The following is a 20,660-nucleotide window of genomic DNA, read 5'->3' as shown; positions in this document are numbered from 1 at the left end:
TTCGCAGATCATTCCTTCCGGCTCCAGGCAGGTCAAATGCATGTTGGAGCATTTTCTTTGGGGCGTCGCTTTTCGTTTCCTTCGCGGATGCGGTGGAACTGCCGTCGGACCAAGCATTGTCTCAGACCGTTGTTGCACAGACTTCGGCGGAATCGGTAACGCGAATCAGCGAACATGATCGATTTCATCAACTTGACGATAGACAGTTATCGCGTCGCAATTTCGCCATCACCGCCGGCAGCGCATTGGCTATTGGCTTATACGGAAGAAATCAATGGTGGGTTCAGGGGTTCAACGGCAAGTTCACTAGACAGACGGAAGGCTGGTTTGGCCAGAATACCTATAGCGGCGGCGCCGACAAGCTTGGCCATGTCTACGCGAACTATGCCGGCACGCGCCTGTTCGCCCGTGCATTCGAGTGGGCAGGGAACAGCCGGGAGCGCGCGCTCGCGCTGGCGGCATGGACGAATCTGGGGATCTATACCGCAATTGAAGTGTTGGATGGATATTCAAGGAATTGGTACTTCAGCAAGGAAGATGCCATCATGAACGTCATCGGGACAGGTGCGGCGATCCTGATGGAAAAGAATCCCACGCTTGACCAGGTGCTTGATTTCCGTCTTCTCTATAGACCCTCGAACGGCAGCTTCGACCCGGTCAGCGATTATTCCGGGCAAACCTATCTGCTGGTTCTTAAGGCAAGCGGCTTCCTTCATTGCGGCAGCATTCCGTTCTGCGCTATCTCGAATTTGCCGTCGGATATGGCACACGTGGATTTTCCGGCGATCCTTTTATTGCGAACACCAATCCGGATCGGGCGCGCAATGTATATGTGGGTATCTCGCTCAACCTATCCGAACTGCTCGACGCAACCGTATTCAAGGGCTCGGGCGGGCAAAGCCGGACGCAACGTGTCACCAATACTTTCCTGGAGTTCGTGCAACTGCCAGGCACCACCGTGCTTTCAAAGCATAAACTTTCTTCCAATTGAAGCCTTGCAGCGGAATTCCCGAATCAACGCGGCTGGTTACCTCTCATCATCGTTCGACTGAACAAACTCATTCCGCTTTCACCGGAGCGTTTGCATTCGCAGGCGAATCCGGATGGGCGCGCTTGCGCCATTTTTGATAGGGGGCGGAGACCAGCAATCCCACAATCACGAACAGCAGGATTGCGGCCTTGACCTGCGGTTCCGCGTTGATTGCCGTTGCGATTGTCAGTGCGATGACCGGATGCCGGGAGGCGCTGGATATCGCGAGGACTGTCCGGTCCCTGGGATCCGGGCCGCCGAGCAGATGGCCTGCCAGCAGACCCACCAGGTTGACGGCGGCAATCGCGAGGACCGTGCCGTTGCCGATGAGTTTGTGCATTTCCGGCCAAACGGCAATCAGTACCGGAATGATGGCGACGATCAGGATGATGTTGGCGATCTTTGAGATGATCGGTGCCGCACGTTCGGAGAATGCCGGGGCGAATCTGTGTATCGCCATCCCTATGCCCATGGGCAAGAACAGTGACGTGAACACCAGTTTGGCGACTGCGGCGGGTGATATCGAAATGGCGGCCGGAACAATCACGTTCAGCAGTGCAACAGTGAGAGGGACGATCACGATCGCCAGCAGTGAAATCGCCACCAGCAATCCATAGACATAGGATTGCCTTCCGCCGGCCTTCAGTTCCGATGCAGGGATGAACGGCGGGAAAGGTGAAATCGCCATCAGCAAGATCCCGGCCTTCGCCACGTGTGACAACGGCAATGCCAAGGCGAGCAACACCGCAAACAGCGGCACGATGACATTGATGGAAAGAACCGACCGGATCAGCAGGCCCGGACGCTTCAACACATATGTCGCATCGTTCATCGTCGCGCCGAGGCCGATGACCAGCACGATGAGGAAGATGCTTGCTTGCAATGCAAGCATGATCAGATGTTGCGCAGATTCCATGAGGATGCCTTTCCGGCAGCACACCTGGTTGACCGGTACGGAAACGGAGCGATCGCCGGTGTCGGCAATGGCGACTCGGTTTACCGGGATGATAGTTGGACCAGACAGGATCGCGTATTGGACCTTGGTCTAACAGTCATGGAATCCCCTGCCATCGATTGATCAAGCGACGATGTTGTAGCCGCCGTCGATGTAGATGGTGCCGCCGGTGATCAGTCGCGCAAAATCGCTCATCAGAAAAGCGGTTGCGACACCGACGTCGTCGATGTCCACCAGTTCATGCGCCGGAGCGCGCGTGGCAGCATCGCTCAACAACTGGTCGAAATCCTTGATTCCGGACGCGGCACGCGTACTGAGCGGGCCGGGCGAGACGGCGTGGACACGGATCTTCTTCGGCCCCAATTCATACGCCAGATATCGTACGGACGCCTCCAGAGCGGCCTTGACCGGGCCCATGATGTTGTAGTTGGGAACGACCTTTTGCGCGCCGTAATAGCTCATCGCCGCCATTGCGCCGCCGTCCTTCATCAACGGTTCGGCCAGCCGTGCCATGCGGATGAAGGAATGGCAGGAAATATCCATCGCGGTCGAAAAACCCTGCGCCGAGGTGTCGAGCACGTGGCATTGCAGGTCGTCCTTCGGCGCGAAGGCAATCGAATGCAGCAGAAAGTCGAGCCTGCCCCATTGCGCGCGGATGGCGTCGAACACGGCATGCATCTGCGCATCATCGCGCACGTCGAGCGGCAGGAAGAGTCGCGCATCCAGTTGCTCGGCGAGCGGTTGGACATGGGGTCTGGCTTTGTCGTTGAGATAGGTCAGTGCCAGCTCGGCACCGAGCGCCTTGCAGGCGCGGGCGACGCCCCAGGCGATGGAGCTGTCGTTGGCGATGCCGACGATCAAGCCGCATTTTCCCTTGAGGGCGTCGGATTGGAGAAGAGGATGATCCATTGGCGTGACCCTTTCCGATGATTGACAGCAGCGGCATTTACGATTGCACTGCGCTGATGCCGAGGGTCTGTTCCAATCTCGTCATCATCGCTTTTCGACGGTCGTCTTTGAGCCCGTCTTCCGGAAGCAGTCTTTTCATCAGTTCCAACGCGCGCATGCGATCGGCTTCGCCGGGCAGCAGCTGCGGCAGGGCTTCGATCGCGCGCTCCGGCGCATAGGCGACGATACCGCTCTGGATGCGGATCGTCGTCAGCAGCGCATCCTTGTCCAGCGCCGCGAACGGTTCTTCATTGGCGACGATGCGATAGGCTCTTGCGAGTCCTTCGCGACGGATCACGCCGTTTGCATGCAGTACGAGGAGCATCATTCGTACGACGGCTTCCTTCACCCCGCCTTCGCTGATGCGCGCCAGCAGGGCTGCGGTCTGTTCGACGTCGTCATCCTGCTCCCGGACGGGATCGGCGAGACGGTCGCCGACACCCAGCACGTCAAGCCAGCCATAGATGCCCTTGAACGTCAGCTCGACAGCTGCATCGCGCATGTCCCGATAACTGTCGAGATTGCGCTCCACGACATGGGAGAAATCCGTTTGCACCTTCAACAACGGATTGTCTTCGTTCACGGGTTTGCGGTTCTTGCGCACCGCATCGGCGACTGGAGGCAGCCACGCAAGGAAGGGATTGCGCGAACTCCACAGGTAATGCTGCATACGCAGCGGCTGCAGTTGCCGCTGCGCGCGGGCGATGGGTTCGTTGCTCATCATGCGGACCAGCGGCGCGGCGTAGAGGTCGTACAGCTTGCCGTTGATTTCGGACAGACCCTTGACCACGCGGAAGGGGTGCTCGTCTTCACGCCCGTCGTCACGGGACAGGATATCGGCGATCTCGCGCTCTTCGAATCTGACCTTGTAGTGTTCTTTTCCCTGCGGGTCGCGTTCGTCGATGATCAATTCGTACAGACCGGGCGGCAAGCCTTCGATGTATTCGAGCGTGTCGAAGATCTCCGCGTACTCTCTGCGCGCCACCGCGCCCGATACGAAGATCCCGAGATGGCCGATGGTTTCGTGCACGAGGTAGACAATGGTCTTGCCGCCGGCCTTGATCTCGCGTGTGTCCTTGTAAATGTCGGCGATCCAGTTGAGTGCCTGTTGCGGCGGCGTGATGTTGTCGCCGTCGGAGCAGAACACTACGACGGGCGCGTTGACGTTGTGCAAGTCAAGAATTTCGTTTCCCAGTTGAATCCGGCCATGGGACAGCTTGTTGCCGATGAACAGGTTGTCGACAATGGAGCGCATTTCCTCGCGCGTCAGCAGCGCATAACCGCCCCACCATTTCTCGAATTCCAGGAAGCGTGGTGCTTCGGTATCGATGTTCGTGAACAGGTGGTAATACTTTTCCCAGAATGTATTCGCGGGATTGAGGTTTTCGAAGTTCTGCACCAGCGCGGCACCATCGAACTTGCCGTTGCCAAGGTCGCTCATCAGATAGGCGGGCCATGATCCGCCGACCATGCCGCCGGTGTAGCGCATCGGGTTTTTGCCGTTCGTGCCGGCCCAGTAGGAGAGCGGTGCGCCGTTGAGCAACAGTGGACCTGTCAGTTCCGGCTCGCATGCAGCGAGCGCCATGACCGCCCAGCCTGCCTGGCAGTTGCCGATGATGCAGGTCTTCTTGCTGCGAGGATGACGGCGTGCGATCTCGCGCAGGAAGTGCAGTTCAGCCGCCGCAACGTCTCGCAGCGTTTGTCCGGGTACCGGTTCGGGAGTGAACACGACGAAATAGACGGGATAACCGTCGCGCAGGGCGACCCCGACCTGCGAATCCTGCTTGAAACCGCCGATCCCCGCACCGTGGCCGGCACGAGGATCGATGATGAGATAGGGACGCTTGTCGTCGTCAGTGTGCACGCCGTCGGGTGGAATGATTTTCAACAGACGATAATTGGTCGGCCGTGCGAGCGTCCTGCCATCAACCAGCATGTCGTATTCAAAGGCGAGCGGCGGCGGTGCGCCGGCTGCGTTGTTCGCAATATAGTCGTCGCCCCGCTGACGCAACACATCCCAGAACAGGATGGCGCGCTGCCAGAAATCGGTGGCGTATTCCCATCCTTGCTGTCGAGGGGCGAAGAGGGAATCGATCGGCAAGGCGTGATTGAAAGCATCGGATTGTCCGATACGAAAAAGATTAGGCCAGTTTGTCGGAACTGACGGAGTTGGCGGAGTTTGGGTCACTGTTGTGGATTGCATCGATGGGCGAGCGTCGGGCGTACTCTGCTTGCCGGGCAGTACGGAAAGATGGGAGCGTTTGTGTTTCGATGTTCTCATTGAGATTCCTCCTGGGCATGGGTAGCGGTCGCCGGTTGTTCGACATGCGTGCCGATGAATTTGCGCGGGCGAAACGATTGGAAGTGGTGAAGCACGGCAATTGCGACCGGGCGGCAAGTGCATTTGACGTTCTTTGCCCAAGGCAGTTGCAGCCGGCTGGCGAAATTCCTTTCTGCAAATGCCCTTGCAAGCCATGCCATGCAGAAAACCGGAACGATCAATCCACGCAGGCTATTGGACCAAGGTCCAACTTTCCGTTCAATCCGAATACAGGTATCGTCGTTTCACGTCTGCGGCACGCGGTTCGCGCATGAATACTGCGCGTGCTCAAACCTGCCGGGGACCGGCATGAAACAATCAATGATTGCGGTCACGGCGTTCCTGCAATTCACTTGAATGCATTACGGAATGAATGGCGATGGTGTAGTCCGACTTTGACATCGGAGTGTCTTCCATGATGCTTCCTTCCTTCCCGCCGACATTTGCATTGCCGCGCTTGTGGTCGAGGCGGATACTGCCGCGGCTGGCATGCATCTGTGCCGCCATTGCCCTGCTTCCCGCTTGCAACAAGCAAGCCGCTCCGCCGCCGCCCGGCCCTGTGGAAGTCACCGCGGTCACGATTGCGCCGAAGGATACGCCGGTCAGCTTTGAATTCACCGCGCAGACGCAAAGCTCGCGAGAAGTGCAGATACGCGCACGCGTCGACGGCTTCCTCGACAAGCGGCTTTATACCGAAGGTGCGGTGGTGCGCAGCGGACAGCCGATGTTCCAGATGGACCGCAAGCCGTTCGAGGCCACGCTTCTGTCCGCGCAAGGCCAACTGGCGCAGCAGCAGGCGCGGCTTGATGTGGCGAAGGCCAATCTGGCGCGCATCAGACCGCTTGCCCAGAAAAATGCGGTGAGCCAGAAAGACCTCGACGATGCCATCGGCAACCATAAGCAGGCCGAGGCTGCCGTGCTGGCGGCGCAGGGCGAGGTCCGCACCGCGCGCCTCAACCTGGGATATACCACCATATCTTCGCCGTTCACCGGCCTGTCCAGTGCCGCCCGCGTGCAGGAAGGCAGTTATGTGTCCGCCGGCGAATCGAGCCTGCTCACTTCCGTGTCGCAGATCGATCCGATCTGGGTGAATTTCAGCATCTCCGAAAACGAGATGTTGAAGTATCGCGAACAACGCGCCAAGGGGCAGATCAAGTTTCCGCCGAATAATGATTTCACGGTCGAGGTGATCCTGTCCGATGGATCGGTGCTGCCCGATCGCGGCCGCATCAATTTCACGGAACCGTCGTTCAGCACGGAAACCGGAACCTTCCTGGTGCGCACGGTGCTTCCCAATCCCAAGGTCGCATTGCGCCCCGGCCAGTTCGTGCGGGCCAGGCTGCTGGGCGCGGTACGGCCCGATGCCATCCTGGTACCGCAGCGCGCGGTGTTGCAGGGAGCGAAGAGCCACTACGTCTGGGTGATAGGCAATGACGGCAAGGCGAAGGAGCGCGTGGTCGAGGTCGGCGACTGGTTGGGCGACAACTGGTTCATCAGCAACGGCTTGCGCGCCGGCGAGCGCGTCGTCGTGGACGGCGCGATCCGGGTTGCCGCCGGCATGCCGCTGAAAGTGACGGAGTTGCCTGCCGTGAGCGCCGAGGCAAAAGAATCGGTACAGCCCGCGGTGCAACCCGGCCAGGCAGGGAAAGCGGGGCAGGCGTCGCAGTCGGCGCAGCCGGCGGAATCTTCGCAGACGCCCAGGTCTCCGGAAGCTCCCAAGTCTCCGCAAGCGCCGAAATAGCGTCGCTCACACCAATCACTGGTCCGCGCAATGAATATCTCCCGCTTCTGCATCGACCATCCGATATTCGCGTCAGTGATCTCGATCGTCATCGTCATCGCGGGCGCGGTCGCGATGTTCAACTCGCCCATCTCGCAATATCCGGAAGTCACGCCGCCGCAGATCACCGTGTCCGCCACATATCCCGGCGCCAACGCCGAGGTGGTGGCGAACAACGTCGCCGCCCCGATCGAGCAGCAGGTCAACGGCGCGGATCGCATGATCTACATGAACTCGTCGAGCTCATCCACCGGCAACATGACGCTCAACATCTTTTTCGAGATCGGCACCAATCCCGAGCTGGCGCAGGTCGATGTGCAGAACCGCGTCAATCTCGCATTGCCGCAGCTGCCATCGTCGGTGCAGTCGCAAGGCGTGCAGGTGCAGAAGAGGTCGTCGGCCTTCATGATGGCGATCGCTGTCTACGCGACCGACGATCGCTACGAACCGGTCTACGTCGCGAACTACGCGAACATCTATGTGCTGGATGCGCTGAAACGCGTTCCCGGTGCGAACCAGGCGTCGATCTTCGGCACGCCGGATTACGCCATGCGCATCTGGCTCAAGCCGGACCGCATGGCGCAGCTCGGCATCTCGGCGGCCGATGTGCAGAAGGCGGTCGCCAACCAGAATCAGCAATTCGCCGTCGGCCGCCTCGGCCAGTCGCCGACCGGAACGGCGGTCGAGCAATCCTTTGCCGTCACCACCAGCGGCCGCCTGACCGAGCCGGCCGAGTTCGACAACATCATCATCCGTGCCGCCAGCGGCGGCGCTGCCATCGTGCGGCTCAAGGACGTCGGCCGTGCCGAGCTCGGGCAGAAAGACTATTCGGTCCGCAGCACCTACCAGGGCAAGCCCGCCACCATGATGGCGGTGTACCAGCAGCCGGGCGCCAATTCGCTGGAAGTTTCCGACCAGGTGAAGGCGACGCTGGCGCAGATGAAAAGCACGTTCCCGGAAGGCATCGACTACGCGATCGTGATGGATAACACCGACTTCACGCGGGCCTCGATCAAGGATGTCGAGCACACGTTCTACGAGGCGCTGGTGCTGGTGGTGCTGGTGGTCTATCTGTTCCTGCAAAGTTTCCGGGCGACGCTGATTCCCGTGATCGCGGTCCCGGTGTCGATCATCGGCACCTTCATCGGCATGAAGGCGCTGGGTTTCTCGATCAACATGCTGACGCTGTTCGGCATGGTGCTGGCGATCGGCATTGTGGTGGACGACGCCATCGTCGTCGTCGAAAACGTCGAGCGCAACATGAGCGTGCATCGATTGAACGCGAAGGAGGCCGCCAGGCGCGCGATGGACGAGGTGGCGGGGCCGGTGGTTGCCATCGTTCTGGTGATGTGCGCGGTGTTTGTGCCGGTGGCATTCCTCGGCGGCATCACGGGGCAGCTCTACAAGCAATTTGCCATCACCATTGCGATCTCGGTTGCCATCTCCGGCCTGGTCGCGCTGACGCTGTCACCGGCGCTCGCGGCGATATTGTTGAAATCGGGCCATGCGGAAAAGAACCGATTTTTCAAATGGTTCGAGCGCAACTTCGACCGTCTGACCGACGGCTATTCGCGCGCGGTGGGCGTGATGATCAAGCGGTATGTCATCGGATTGGTGCTGTTTGCCGTGATGATCGGCTTGACGGTGCTTATGTTCCAGAGGATACCGTCCGCCTTTCTGCCTCCGGAAGACCAGGGCTACATCCTCGGCGCGGTGATCATGCCGGACGCCGCCAGCCTCGATCGGACGGGAGCGGTCAGCGCGCGCGTGTCAGACTATTTCATGCATCAGCCGGGGGTGAGCAGCGTGGCAGTGGTTGACGGATTCAGTCTGCTCGACAGCCAGGTGAAGAACAATTCAGCGACATTCTTCGTCGGTTTAAAGAGTTTCGACGAACGTTACACGGCGAAGAATGCGGCTACCCAGAACGTGAAGGCCATCATCACCGATGCCTACATGAATCTGAGCAAGATACCGCAAGGCATTGTCCTGCCGATCAATCCGCCATCGATTCCCGGCCTCGGCACGACCGGCGGCATGGAGTTGTGGATACAAAGCAAGGGCAGCAAGAACGCGCAGCAGCTTGCCGGCATCGTGAACGATTTCGTGGCGAAAGCGAGAAGCACTCCGGAACTGACCGGCGTCACCTCCACGTTCAATGCATCGTCGCAGCAGTTGCTGGTCGATGTGGATCGCGACAAGGCCGAAACGCTCGGCGTTCCGGTCGAGGAAGTCTACAGCGCGATGCAGACCATGTTTGGTTCGCTGTACGTGTCGCAGTTCAACAAGTTCAGCCGTCTGTGGCAAGTGATTCTGCAAGCGGAATCATCGTACCGCCTCCGGCCAGAAGATCTGGAACAGTTGTTCGTGCGCAGCCGGGAGGGCAGCATGGTTCCTCTCAAGTCGGTCATCAATACCAGGTATGTCACCGGACCGGACCTGATGACGCGTTTCAACAACTTCCCCGCAGTGAAGCTCACCGCCAATGCGGCATCCGGTTACAGCTCCGGGCAGGCGATTGCCGCGCTCGAGCGCATCGGCGCGGAGGTGCTGCCGTCCGACATGGGCATTGCATGGAGCGGCGAGGCGTACGAACAGCAGAGTGCAGGCAACACGTCCACGATGGTGTTCGCTTTCGGCATGATCATGGTGTTCCTGATTCTCGCCGCGCAATACGAAAAATGGTCATTACCTGTGGGCGTTCTGCTGGCTGTGCCGTTCGCCATTTTCGGTGCGCTGCTGGCGATCCTCTTGCGCGGCTTGAACAATGACGTGTACTTCCAGATCGGACTGACCATGCTGGTTGCGCTCGCCGCCAAGAACGCAATCCTGATCTTCGAGTTCGCGGTGTTGAACCGCGAGGCGGGGCACTCTGTCTACGACTCGGCGATGATCGCCGCGCGCGAGCGGCTGCGTCCGATCATCATGACCTCGGTTGCCTTCATCCTCGGCTGCGTGCCGCTGGCGATCGCGGTCGGCGCCTCCGCCAACAGCCGTCATTCGATCGGCACCGGCGTGATCGGCGGCATGCTGGCGGCGACGGTCATCGCGATTTTCTTCATCCCGATGTTCTACTTCCTGATCGAAAGAATGTCCGAGAAGTTCGGCGGCGCGAAAAAGGGCGGGGCGGCCGAGGGCGAGGAAGGCCACCCCGGTCCGGGGGCATCCGGCGCGCATGCGACCGGCACGCCGCACGCACGACGCGAGGATGACTGACATGCGCAACCCCGCATTGCTCCTGATCGCCGCAACCCTGAGCGCCTGCGCGGTCGGTCCCGACTACCGGCGGCCGGACATCGACATGCCGGAAGCCTTCCGCTTCGAGGACAAGGAGGCGCAGGACGTCGCCAACACGATATGGTGGGAGCAGTTCCAGGATCCGGCCATGAACGAGCTGATCGCCATCGCGCTCGCCGAAAACAAGGACGTGAAGATCGCGGCGGCGCGCGTCGATCAGTTTCTCGGACAATTCGCCAGTACCCGTTCGCTGCTGTTCCCGCAAGTCGGCGCCTCGTTCAATGCGCAGCGCCAGCGCGCCACGCAATCCAGCGTGCCGCCGCTGTCGTCCGGCATCGATCCGATCTTCAATCAGTACGATGCCGCGCTTTCTCTCAGCTGGGAAATCGATGTGTTCGGCAAGCTGCGCCGGCAGACGGAAGCCGCACGCGCAAACGTGCTGGCGAGCGAAGAGGGCAGGCGTGCAACGATACTGACGCTGGTGGCGGCGGTCGCGTCGTCGTACATCAATCTGCGCGACCTCGACCGGCAACTGGAAATCGCCAGGGCAACGGCGGACAGCCGCGGGAATTCGCTCAAGGTATTTCAGCTGCGCTTCGAGGGCGGCACCGTATCGCAATTGGAGCTGGCGCAGAACCAGTCGGAATACGAAGGCTCACTGATCGCCATTCCGCGCATCGAGAGCCTGATCGCGCAGCAGGAGGATGCGCTGTCGGTCCTGCTCGGCCGCAATCCGGGACCGATTCGCCGCGGCCGCGAACTGCCGAGTCTCGTCTTGCCAGCCGTGCCGTCCGGCTTGCCGTCGGAGCTGCTGGTGCGGCGCCCCGATCTGCGACAGGCCGAACAGAATCTCATCGCCGCCAACGCGCTGATCGGCGCGGCACGTGCCCAGTATTTTCCGTCAATCTCGCTTACCGGCCTGCTGGGATCGGTTAGTTCGCAATTCTCGGATCTGTTCACCGGACCGGCGCGCGCGTGGTCGTATGGCGCGGGAGTGACCATGCCGATCTTCACCGCCGGCGGCATCGCGGGCCAGGTGCAGCAGGCGCAGGCACAGCAGCAACAAGCCCTGCTGCAATACCAGAAGTCGATCCAGGTCGCGTTTCAGGAAGTCTCGGATTCACTCGTCGCGCACCGCAAGACACGCGAACAGCTGGAAGCGCAGGGCCGTCAGGTCGATGCGCTGCGCAATTACGTGACTCTCGCTCGCTTGCGCTATGACAATGGCTACACGAGCTTCATCGAGGTGCTCGATGCGGAGCGCAGCCTGTTTGCCGCCGAGCTCTCTCAATCCCAGACGCAGGGCGCGGTGTATGCATCGCTGATCAACCTGTACAAGGCAATGGGCGGCGGCTGGGTAGTCGAGGCCGAGCGCATGGCGGCAAGCGCGGCTGTGCCGGCCAAGGCGGATTAGTCCTGAGTTGGAAATTCGCAGACAAAAGCGTTCGATGCCGGCCATGATGTCGTCCTCCAATTGACGGGGCGACCGATGGATTCCACGGCAAATTTGTTTTTCAGTCAGTGTGGCGAACCAGCGCTCGAATTTCAACAGCCTGCTAGTGTCCTGAGTTAGAAATTCGTTGCAAATAAAAGTGATGAAATCGCGCCGAGACAAGGAAAAAAGCACAGCAAGGCCGAGGCCTTGCGAGCATTTTTGACGCAGTATCGGTGTGATTCTCGTCATCTTTTATGTGGCGAATTTCTAACTCAGGACACTAGACAAGCGACAACCTGTTTCTCAGCGGATCATCTTCATTCTTCCGCTGTGGAGCAAGCATCGGCGCAGTCACAATGAAGGTCGTGCCGCGGCCGACTTCGCTTTGCACGCGAATGCGGCCGCCGAGAATGTTGGTGACAATGCTGTGAGTGATATTGAGGCCGAGGCCGGAGCCGCCGGCGCCCAGCCTGGTGGTAAAGAACGGATCGAAGATGCGATTCAGATTGGCCTGCGGTATGCCCGCGCCGTCATCCTTCACAATCAGTTCCATCCAGCCGTCATCCGCGATCTGCGCAGCAATCGTCACCGTGCCGGTGTTGCGGCCATCGAAGGCATGTACCAGCGCGTTGTTCACGAGATTGGTGATGACCTGGCCGAGCGGACCGGGATAGCTGTCCATCTGCATGTCGGCAGGAATATGCTGCTGCACAGTGAACGAGGTCTTCTTGAGCGTTGGTGACAGTGTCAGCATGATTTCAGAGACCACTTCCGCAAGCGAGAAGCGCCGCCGCTGCGAGCTGGTCTGATCGACCGCCACCTGTTTGAAGCCGGTGACGAGGTCGGCGGCGCGGTGCAGATTGCGCACCATGATGTCGCTGGCGGTGCCCGCATCTGCCAAGAATTTTTCGAGCGTCGATCGCTTCAGACCGTTGCCGCTGGCATAGCTGCCGGCCAATTGCTGCGCCTGATCTGCAAAGGTGCTCGCCACCATCAAACTGTTGCCGATCGGCGTGTTGAGTTCGTGGGCGACCCCGGCCACCAGCGAGCCGAGCGCGGCAAGCTTCTCGCTGCGTGTCAGTTCTTCCTGCGCCATGCGCAGGGTTTCCAGCGTGGTTGCAAGATCGGTATTCGCCTTTTGCAATTCTTCCGTGCGCTCGATGACGCGCTGCTCCAGCGTGGCATTGAGCTCGCGGATCTCGTTTTCGATGCGTCGCTTGTCGGTGACATCGGAGCCGGCGAAGATGCCGTATTTTTCTCCTGCCAGCGTGAAGGTGTGACCGGAAAACTGTACCAATATCCTGCCGCCATCGCCCTGGAGCATCCATAACTCGCGGCCCGATGCATTGCTGCTGCCTTTCGTCATCAACTCGTCGAGCAGCTCGGTGCGATCGGTGGCGTCGCAGTAGAGCTCGAGTTGGACTGTGTTTTTTCCGATTACCGTGTCGCGGCTGCGCAGAAACAGATTTTCGAATGCGCTGTTGACGTCCTTGATGACATGGTTGTGGTGCACGCGTGTCACGAACATGGCGACAGGCGAGCTCCGGAAAATCGTCGAGAATCGCTGTTCGCTGTTGCGAAGTTCTTCTTCAGCGCGCTTGCGTCCGATTTCCGCGGAAGCGCGTTCGCTGAAGACCTGCAGCAAGGATCTCACCAGATCCGGATTGCCCAGCGGGCGCGAGTCCAGAACGGCCAGCACGCCGATCGTATTGCCGGCGGCATCGCGCAGTGGCGCACCTGCATAGCTGTCCCATCCATTTTCGCCAAGGGCGCGGTCGTGCGGAAACTGCGCCTGTATCCCTGTCGGCATGACGCAAATTTCGCCTTCAAGCGCCAGTTCGCATGGTGTGCCGGTGCTGAAGTATTCGAAGTTTTCCATCGCGTGGCCATTGCCGTACGCCGCGATGCTGCGAATCTTGTTGTGCGTGCCGGGCATGCGCACGCCAATGAGTGCGTAGTCGACATGCAGTGCAGAAGCCAGATCCGCAATGAGGAGCTCGAAGAACGATTCGCCTGCGATATCGTGCGTGCCTTGCGCGAGCCGAAGCAATGCGCGGTCGGCTTCGGCCTTTTGCTGTTCAAGCCGGCGCTGGTCGGTGACGTCGCGCACGACGGTCAGCAGATAGTCCTCGCTTCCGACCGTAAATACCGTGCCGTTGGTGACGCACTGCCGCACATTTCCGTATTTGGTGCGCATGGACCAGGTAAAGTCATGCACCGTCCTTGACCGGAAAATATGCGCAAACAACGCGCTTTTTTCTTGCTCATCCACCCAGATATCAAGATCGCGGGTGGTCTTGCCGATCACTTCTTCGCGGCGGTAGCCGGTCGCCTTTTCGGCGGCTTCGTTGATATCGAGGATCATGTCATTGCCGAGACTGATGATGACCACGGCATCCGGATTGCAGGCGAAAGCGCCGGCGAATTTTGCCTCGGACAGGATGCGCGCCTCTTCCGTCCGCCGCTGTTCGGTAATGTCTTCCGCAATCGAGAGCAGACGGCCGGCGCGCCCGCCTTCGTCGTCGATACGCGTGTGCATCCATTGACAGGTAATGACACTGTCGTCGGCCCGAAGGTTTTGCGTGATGGCATGGCTGTCGCCGCCATTGACGGCGAGGTTCACGAAGTGCGCATTGACGGCGTCATGGTCTGTCTGCCGAAACAGAAATCCGGCGTGCCGTCCCAGCGCCTGTTCGCGCAGATGGCCGAAGATTTTTTCCGCTGCGTCATTCCACTCGATGACGTGATGGCTTTCGTCCCATTCGATGATGGCAATCGGACTCTTTTCCACCAATGCCCGGTATCGCTCCTCGCGCTCATGGAGCTCCTGCTCGATGCGTTTGCGCTTGTCGATATCCCGTTCCAATTGCCGGTTCTTCTCGTCCAGTTCCGTGAACAGCGTCCGCAGGCTGACGCGCGTGTCTTCCAGTCGGCGGCCCAGCAAGCCGATCTCGTCAAGCTGCCGCCATTTGAATGGCACGTCCAACTGGCGGTTTGCCAGGCGCTCGGCGCCGATGCCGAGGCGCTGCAGCGGGCGGATCAGGCGATATTCCAGCAGGATCAGAATCAGGACGATCGACAGCACGGCCTGGGAAAATACGGCGATGGCCGATTCGGTCAGTTCCTTGATCATCCTTCGCTGCAGGCGGATGCTGCCGATCTCGATGCTGACGGACCCTATCGTCTTGCCGCTGTACACGACCGGCCGGGAGGTTTGGGCGGTATACCCGATGCGTCTTTCCGGATGTTGGCCCGACGCAAAGATGCCGAGTGCGTTGTCGCGCACTTCAATGCGCACGATATCCTCGTTGCGAGACATCATTGCTTCGATCAGGGCAATGCCGCTTTCCGGGTAGATGTTCCACAGTGGTTCCTGCATGCCGGTGGAAAGCACGTCCGCATTCTGCTGCAGCAATTCATGTGTCCGGGCCTGAATATCGTCCTGATAGCGTGTGATCCATGAAAAACCGCTGATGAGGAGGGAAGGTATGAACAGGCCGAGTACCACGACGAGCACGATGGCGCGCCGCAGAGTCAAAGTGCGTCCGATCATTGACATGAGTATTCCGTGTGGAATGGAAAGTCAGGGTTTCAAATGCCGCCTTGTCGGGGCATGGCGGGTTGCGGCGCTTCGTGTACCGGTGACAGTCAGGCAGCGCCGGTCATGCCGGGCTGTTCCGGGTCAGCCATTCCGTCAAATGGTCCACGGTCATGGGCTTTGCAAACAGATATCCCTGCGTCAGCGGGCAGCCGAGCGAGGCCAGCTTGCCAGCCTGATGCTCGTCTTCCACGCCTTCCGCAATGACCGACATGCCCAGGTTGCGCCCGAGCTGGATCACCATTTCGGCAATGCTGCCGCCGCGCGAAGAATTCGTGATTTCGGCGACGAAGGCGCGGTCGATCTTCAGCTTGTCCGCACGCAGGCGTTGCAGATAGCTCAACGATGAAAAACCCGTACCGAAATCGTCGATGGCAATGGTCACGCCAGTCTCCTTGATCTGCTCCAGCAGATCGAAGAGCACATTCGGATCGTCCATCGCAATCGACTCCGTGATTTCCAGCTCGATACGGGCGGGAGATGCCCCGGTGTCTTGCAGCGCCGCGCGCAGTGTGTCGAGGAAGCGGGGATGGCGGAACTGGACTTGCGAGACGTTGACGGAAATCTTGAAGTCATCGAAGCCGAGTTGCTGCAGCCGCACCAGTTCCTTGCATGCTTCGCGCAACACCCATTCGCCCATCTCGATGATCAGGCCGGAGTATTCGGCGATCGGGATGAAACGGTCCGGCGAGATGAAAGTGCCGTCCGCGGTTTTCCAGCGCAGCAGTGCCTCCGCGCCGATGGGGCGGCGCGTCGCCAGATCGATCTGCGGCTGGTAAACGACAAACAGTTCCTTCGCTTCGAATGCGGTACGCAATGCGTGCATCATGCGGACCCGTTCGCGGATATCCACGCCCATGCTGCGCGAGAAATAGAAATGTCCGGCGCGTTGCTGCAGCTTTGCCCGCTTCAATGCAATGTCCGCATCCTTGAGCGCATCGACGTCGCGATCCTCGTAATCGCACAGCCGGACCAGACCGATCGTGGCGGATAGCTGCACATCGTGGCCGTCGATGCTGAACGGCTTCTCGAACAGTTGCAGCAGGGCGGCCGGATTCACCCGCTCGGAATTGCCCAGGACGCCGAAGGTGTCGCTGCCAACCCGGCCTATCGTCAACTGATCGCCAAGCTGCGATTGCAGGCGCGCGGCGACCCCGAGCAAGAGAAGGTCGCCGAACTGGTGTCCCAGCGCGTCGTTGGTTTCCGCGAAGTGGTCGATATCGACCAATGCCAGCGTGGTTTCAAGCTTGTCCGCGCAGGCAAGGGTTGCATCGAGCAGCTCTTTGATGTGCGCGCGATTGGGCAGTTTGGTCAGCGGGTCGTGAAAAGCGAAATTGCGCAGGCGATTGACCAGCATGACGTTATCGAGCGCCACTGCAATGTTGCTGCAAAAGAATTCCAGCAGGCGTTGTTGCACTTCATTGACTGGTTCGCCAGTGTTCAGATGGACGACAAATCCTGAGCCGTCGCTGCTGCTGCTGAAATAGAGCGTAATGTGGCTTTCGGAATAGATGTGGCGGCGCTGTTCCAGCGCAAGTTCCGCCGCGCCGGCGATACGCGCAGCATCATGCAATGGCTTGCCGACCAGTTCGGCGTAGCGACCGGTAGCGGCGATCACTGTCAGGTCGCCGCGCGTCCTGCCATGCGTTCTTTCCTGACGGACGGCCACGCCTTCGGGATCCTTCTGCAGAAGTCTTGCCAGCCGTTCGATCACGCCTGCCGCGAAATTCGGCAGGTCGTGGAGCGCCATCAATTCCGCGCTCATCCGAACTATCAGATCCAATCCGCGACGTCCCGCATTGATTGCGCAGATCTGTTGATAGGAGCGGATTGCAGCGGTAACCGTGGTGTACAGCTTGATGCGGGTCAGTTCGGATTTCGTCTTGTAGTCGTTGATGTCGAAGTCGCGGATCGCGTCAAGCTCCGGTGCGTAGCCCGGCTGGCCGGTGCGCAGGATGATCCGCACTTCCGTCAGCTTCAGCACTTCGCGTATATGCCGTACCAGTTGGAGGCCGGCGTCTTCCTGTTCCATCACAACATCGAGAAGAATGACGGCGATGTCCTGCTGCTGCGACAGCAGCTTGCGCGCCTCCGTGGCGGAATAGGCATGCAGGAACTGCAGCGGCCGGTGTTGCATTTCCAGATTGCCCAGCGCGAACTCCGTCGCGGCATGCACATCGGCGTCATCGTCGACAATCATCACGCGCCAGACATCCGTTGCCACGGAAGATTTGGCAGCGCCCGATATCGTGACCACCTCGTCCAGAAAGACAAGATCGTCCTCGTGCGACGTGATTGTTGGGGGCATTGTCCTCTCCAAGATCCTAGCCTTCTTCTGTCGTCGAACTGTACCGATGAATTTATTGAAAGCAATGCATGTTTTCAATGCAACATTACCAGCTTGTAAATGACTATAGCTTATTCTGCATGGAATTGAGTATCGGTAACTATACATTTCCAGTCGGAGCTGAATTTCCTATCTTCGTATCCGTATTTCCGGCCATTCCGCGGGCTGTTTTGAATGTGGCGAACTGTCAATGCGCTAGAATTCTTCCTTTGAAGACCTTCTGAATGCGACTATGTCCGGCAACACTTTCGGCACTATTTTCACTGTCACTACATTTGGCGAATCTCACGGCCCCGCCATCGGATGCGTGGTCGATGGCTGCCCGCCGGGCATGACACTGTCGGAAGCTGACATACAACCGGAACTGGATCGCCGCAGGCCCGGGACGTCGCGCCACGTCACGCAACGGCAGGAGCCGGACAAGGTCGAAATCCTTTCCGGCGTCTACGAGGGCAAGACAACCGGCACTCCAATTGCGTTGCTAATACGCAACGAAGACCAGCGCAGCAAGGATTACGGCAACATCGTCGAAACCTTCCGTCCGGGGCATGCCGATTACACCTACTGGCACAAATACGGTATCCGCGACCCACGCGGTGGCGGGCGCTCGTCGGCACGACTCACTGCGCCCGTGGTTGGTGCGGCGGCAATCGCAAAAAAATGGCTGAAGGAACAGTACGGAACCACATTCAAGGGGTGCATGAGCCAGTTGGGCGAAATCGCCATTCCCTTCGAATCGTGGGACCACGTGCAGCAAAACCCCTTCTTTGCCGCCAACGCCACCATTCTGCCCAGGCTGGAGGACTACATGGATGCGCTGCGCAAGGATGGCGATTCATGCGGCGCGCGCATCGACGTTGTGGCTGAAAATGTGCCGGTCGGACTGGGCGAACCCATTTACGACAAGCTCGACGCGGAAATCGCCTATGCCATGTTGGGGATCAATGCGGTCAAGGGAGTGGAAATCGGCGCGGGGTTCAAGTCGATTGCGCAGAAAGGCACGGAGCATGGCGATGAACTGACACCGGAAGGCTTTGCGTCCAACAACGCTGGCGGCGTACTGGGCGGCATCTCGACCGGGCAGAACATTACGGTATCGATCGCGATCAAGCCGACTTCCAGCATTCGTACTCCACGCGGCTCCATCGACAAGAGCGGACAGCCGATTCAGGTCGAAACCTTCGGCCGCCATGATCCCTGCGTGGGAATTCGCGCGACGCCGATTGCGGAAGCGATGCTGGCATTGGTGCTGATGGATCATGCGCTGCGGCACAGGGCGCAGTGCGGCGATGTACGCGTGCCAACACCGAAGATTCCCGCGCATATCAAATGACTCTGGATCGATCGCAGCCCGGAAACAAGGCTGCGAGATTTCGGTCAGCTTCCCGCCCCGAATAAAAACACGCCCGCCGGCAAGAATCTCCCTGTGTCGAATCCCTTCCGGCGCGGATAGTCGATCAGCTTCGCACTTGCCTTCTTCGCTTGCTACGGCTTTATCGGCGTATTTTCGCCCTGCGCCGGCCAGGCCGGTGCTGAACCGATGAGGCATTCATCTCATGCTCTGGCTGACATTGCTGATGCTGGCATTGGTGTTGGCAGCCAGTCTGCGCATGCCGGAACCACCGAACCTCCATCCACCGTGCGACACGCCGTGGGTGCTTGCCGCGCTGCGGTGACGCGAGGTGTCCGCGTTTTTCATATCGACTTTCCTGATAATTGCCGCCCCACGCGGCGCTCCATGTCTTCTACTCGCTTTACCTTGCGCAAATCGGCTATAGCAGCACTGTGATAGGTTTGATGTGGTCGCTGGGCATCGTCGCAGAGATTGTGTCTTTCTTTCATCAAGCTCCGGTTTTCCGATTCTTCGATGTGCAGAAGTTGATGGTGGCGAGCTTGATTCCGGCCGTCATGCGCTTCTTGATGATCGGCTACTGTGCCGAGTCGCTGGTGTTGTTGATGATTGCACATGCGCTGAACGCAGCGACGTTTGGCGGACTGATTCTGGATGGCTTGTGGGATACATCCGGCTCGCAGGCAGTCTATTTGATGGCCGCAGTTTTCTCGCTGGCAGCTACATCATGAGGAGAAATAATGAAAACGACTGTCAAGCAGCAGGTATTGAAAGGCATGCTTGTGGTGGCGGCGGTGGTGAGCATGGGCGCCTGCCAGACCGTGCAGACAACCAAGAGCGGCGCTGTCGGAGTGGACCGGACGCAGCGGATGGCGGTCGCGCCGGGAGCCTTGGAGCAGGCTGCGCGCGAACAATATGCCGAACTGATTGCAAGAGAACGTCAAAAAGGAACTCTCAACCGCAACCCGGAACAAGTTGCGCGGGTGCGCACCATCGTCAACCGGCTCATTCCGCAGACGGCCCACTTCCGTCCTGATGCCGTGAAGTGGCAATGGGAAACCAATGTCATCACTTCGCAAGAGGTGAATGCATGGTGCATGCCGGGCGGAAAAATGGCGGTTTATACCGGATTGATGGAGCGGCTCAACGTCACTGATGATGAACTTGCCGCCGTCATGGGGCATGAGATTGCGCACGCGTTGCGCGAACATGCCCGCGAACGGGCGTCGGAACAGATGGTTGCCAGCGGGATCATTTCCGTCGGCACGGCGCTCTTCGGTCTGGGCGATATCGGGCAGCAGGGCGCGGAATTCGCCTACATGGGCTTGCTGGGCCTGCCGAATTCGCGCAAGCATGAAACAGAAGCCGATCGAATCGGCGTCGAACTGGCGGCGCGCGCCGGCTACGATCCACGCGCCGCGATTTCGCTATGGCAGAAAATGGGCAAGGCAAGCAGCGGCGAGCCGCTCAAGTTTCTGTCCACTCACCCTTCGACCGCAGACCGCGTGAACGACCTGACTGCGTATTCGCAGCGCGTCATGCCGCTGTACGAACAGGCCAGAAAAGGGCGTTAATTATCAAATTTTTAACAAAATATCCGCGCTGGCAACTGCGGCATTTTCATTGGCGACATGCGACGGCGCAGCCAGGTTTTGCATT

13 protein-coding genes and 1 pseudogene are annotated in these 20,660 nt (G+C 59.4%); 7 read left to right on the top strand and 7 right to left on the bottom strand.

What is annotated here, in order from left to right; genetic code table 11:
- Positions 1-116 precede the first annotated feature (116 nt).
- A complete protein-coding gene (locus D3870_RS10795) occupies positions 117-1,052 on the top strand; it encodes a DUF2279 domain-containing protein (protein WP_158590429.1) in 936 nt (311 codons plus the stop codon).
- A 6-nt stretch (positions 1,053-1,058) separates the two neighbouring features.
- Here D3870_RS10795 and D3870_RS10790 read toward each other — a convergent pair whose 3' ends face one another.
- The 3 genes from D3870_RS10790 to D3870_RS10780 form a co-directional block, all read right to left on the bottom strand.
- Positions 1,059-1,946: a bile acid:sodium symporter family protein gene (locus tag D3870_RS10790; RefSeq protein WP_119738998.1), complete on the bottom strand. Its 888-nt coding sequence runs from the start codon at positions 1,944-1,946 to the stop codon at positions 1,059-1,061.
- A 162-nt stretch (positions 1,947-2,108) separates the two neighbouring features.
- A complete protein-coding gene (gene fabI / locus D3870_RS10785; RefSeq protein WP_119738996.1) occupies positions 2,109-2,894 on the bottom strand; it encodes an enoyl-ACP reductase FabI in 786 nt (261 codons plus the stop codon).
- Between the two features lie 37 nt (positions 2,895-2,931).
- Positions 2,932-5,034, bottom strand: a complete 2,103-nt coding sequence (locus D3870_RS10780) for a DUF3141 domain-containing protein (RefSeq protein ID WP_158590428.1) — start codon at positions 5,032-5,034, stop codon at positions 2,932-2,934.
- A 634-nt stretch (positions 5,035-5,668) separates the two neighbouring features.
- On the opposite strand from D3870_RS10780, the gene D3870_RS10775 reads away from it, so the two are divergent.
- Genes D3870_RS10775 through D3870_RS10765 form a run of 3 tightly spaced genes read left to right on the top strand, consistent with a single transcriptional unit; the run spans position 5,669 to position 11,684 of the window.
- The gene (locus D3870_RS10775; protein ID WP_119738992.1) at positions 5,669-6,994 is read left to right on the top strand and encodes an efflux RND transporter periplasmic adaptor subunit; all 1,326 of its coding nucleotides are present in this window, start codon (positions 5,669-5,671) and stop codon (positions 6,992-6,994) included.
- A gap of 30 nt (positions 6,995-7,024) precedes the next feature.
- Complete coding sequence (locus D3870_RS10770) at positions 7,025-10,249, top strand: efflux RND transporter permease subunit (protein WP_119738990.1); 3,225 nt, start codon at positions 7,025-7,027, stop codon at positions 10,247-10,249.
- 1 nt (position 10,250) lies between these two features.
- On the top strand, positions 10,251-11,684 hold the full coding sequence (locus tag D3870_RS10765) for an efflux transporter outer membrane subunit (RefSeq protein ID WP_119741951.1): 1,434 nt from the start codon (positions 10,251-10,253) through the stop codon (positions 11,682-11,684).
- Between the two features lie 301 nt (positions 11,685-11,985).
- Here the strand turns inward: D3870_RS10765 and D3870_RS23235 are convergent, their stop codons facing one another.
- From D3870_RS23235 to D3870_RS10750, 3 genes and pseudogenes are all read right to left on the bottom strand, one after another.
- On the bottom strand, positions 11,986-12,387 hold the full coding sequence (locus D3870_RS23235; protein ID WP_422879665.1) for a sensor histidine kinase: 402 nt from the start codon (positions 12,385-12,387) through the stop codon (positions 11,986-11,988).
- A gap of 528 nt (positions 12,388-12,915) precedes the next feature.
- Positions 12,916-14,838: pseudogene (locus tag D3870_RS23230) on the bottom strand (PAS domain S-box protein); the annotation flags it as partial.
- A 529-nt stretch (positions 14,839-15,367) separates the two neighbouring features.
- A complete protein-coding gene (locus D3870_RS10750; protein ID WP_242489935.1) occupies positions 15,368-17,611 on the bottom strand; it encodes a putative bifunctional diguanylate cyclase/phosphodiesterase in 2,244 nt (747 codons plus the stop codon).
- 271 nt (positions 17,612-17,882) lie between these two features.
- Here D3870_RS10750 and aroC point away from each other — a divergent pair, with 271 nt between their 5' ends.
- A complete protein-coding gene (gene aroC, locus D3870_RS10745) occupies positions 17,883-18,983 on the top strand; it encodes a chorismate synthase (RefSeq protein ID WP_119738986.1) in 1,101 nt (366 codons plus the stop codon).
- Positions 18,984-19,199: 216 nt separating this feature from the next.
- Here aroC and D3870_RS22305 read toward each other — a convergent pair whose 3' ends face one another.
- Positions 19,200-19,349, bottom strand: coding sequence for a hypothetical protein (locus tag D3870_RS22305; RefSeq protein WP_158590427.1), 150 nt, complete (start codon positions 19,347-19,349; stop codon positions 19,200-19,202).
- Between the two features lie 86 nt (positions 19,350-19,435).
- Here D3870_RS22305 and D3870_RS10740 point away from each other — a divergent pair, with 86 nt between their 5' ends.
- Positions 19,436-19,732 (top strand): MFS transporter, encoded by a 297-nt coding sequence (locus tag D3870_RS10740; RefSeq protein WP_242490064.1) that lies wholly within the window; start codon positions 19,436-19,438, stop codon positions 19,730-19,732.
- Positions 19,733-19,741: 9 nt separating this feature from the next.
- Positions 19,742-20,575: a M48 family metallopeptidase gene (locus D3870_RS10735; protein ID WP_119738983.1), complete on the top strand. Its 834-nt coding sequence runs from the start codon at positions 19,742-19,744 to the stop codon at positions 20,573-20,575.
- Positions 20,576-20,660: the final 85 nt, after the last annotated feature.

The sequence above is a fragment of the Noviherbaspirillum cavernae genome (assembly GCF_003590875.1).
Lineage (GTDB): Bacteria > Pseudomonadota > Gammaproteobacteria > Burkholderiales > Burkholderiaceae_D > Noviherbaspirillum > Noviherbaspirillum cavernae.
Note: the sequence above shows the minus strand (reverse complement) of the source record. Positions and strands in the feature narration are given on the sequence as shown.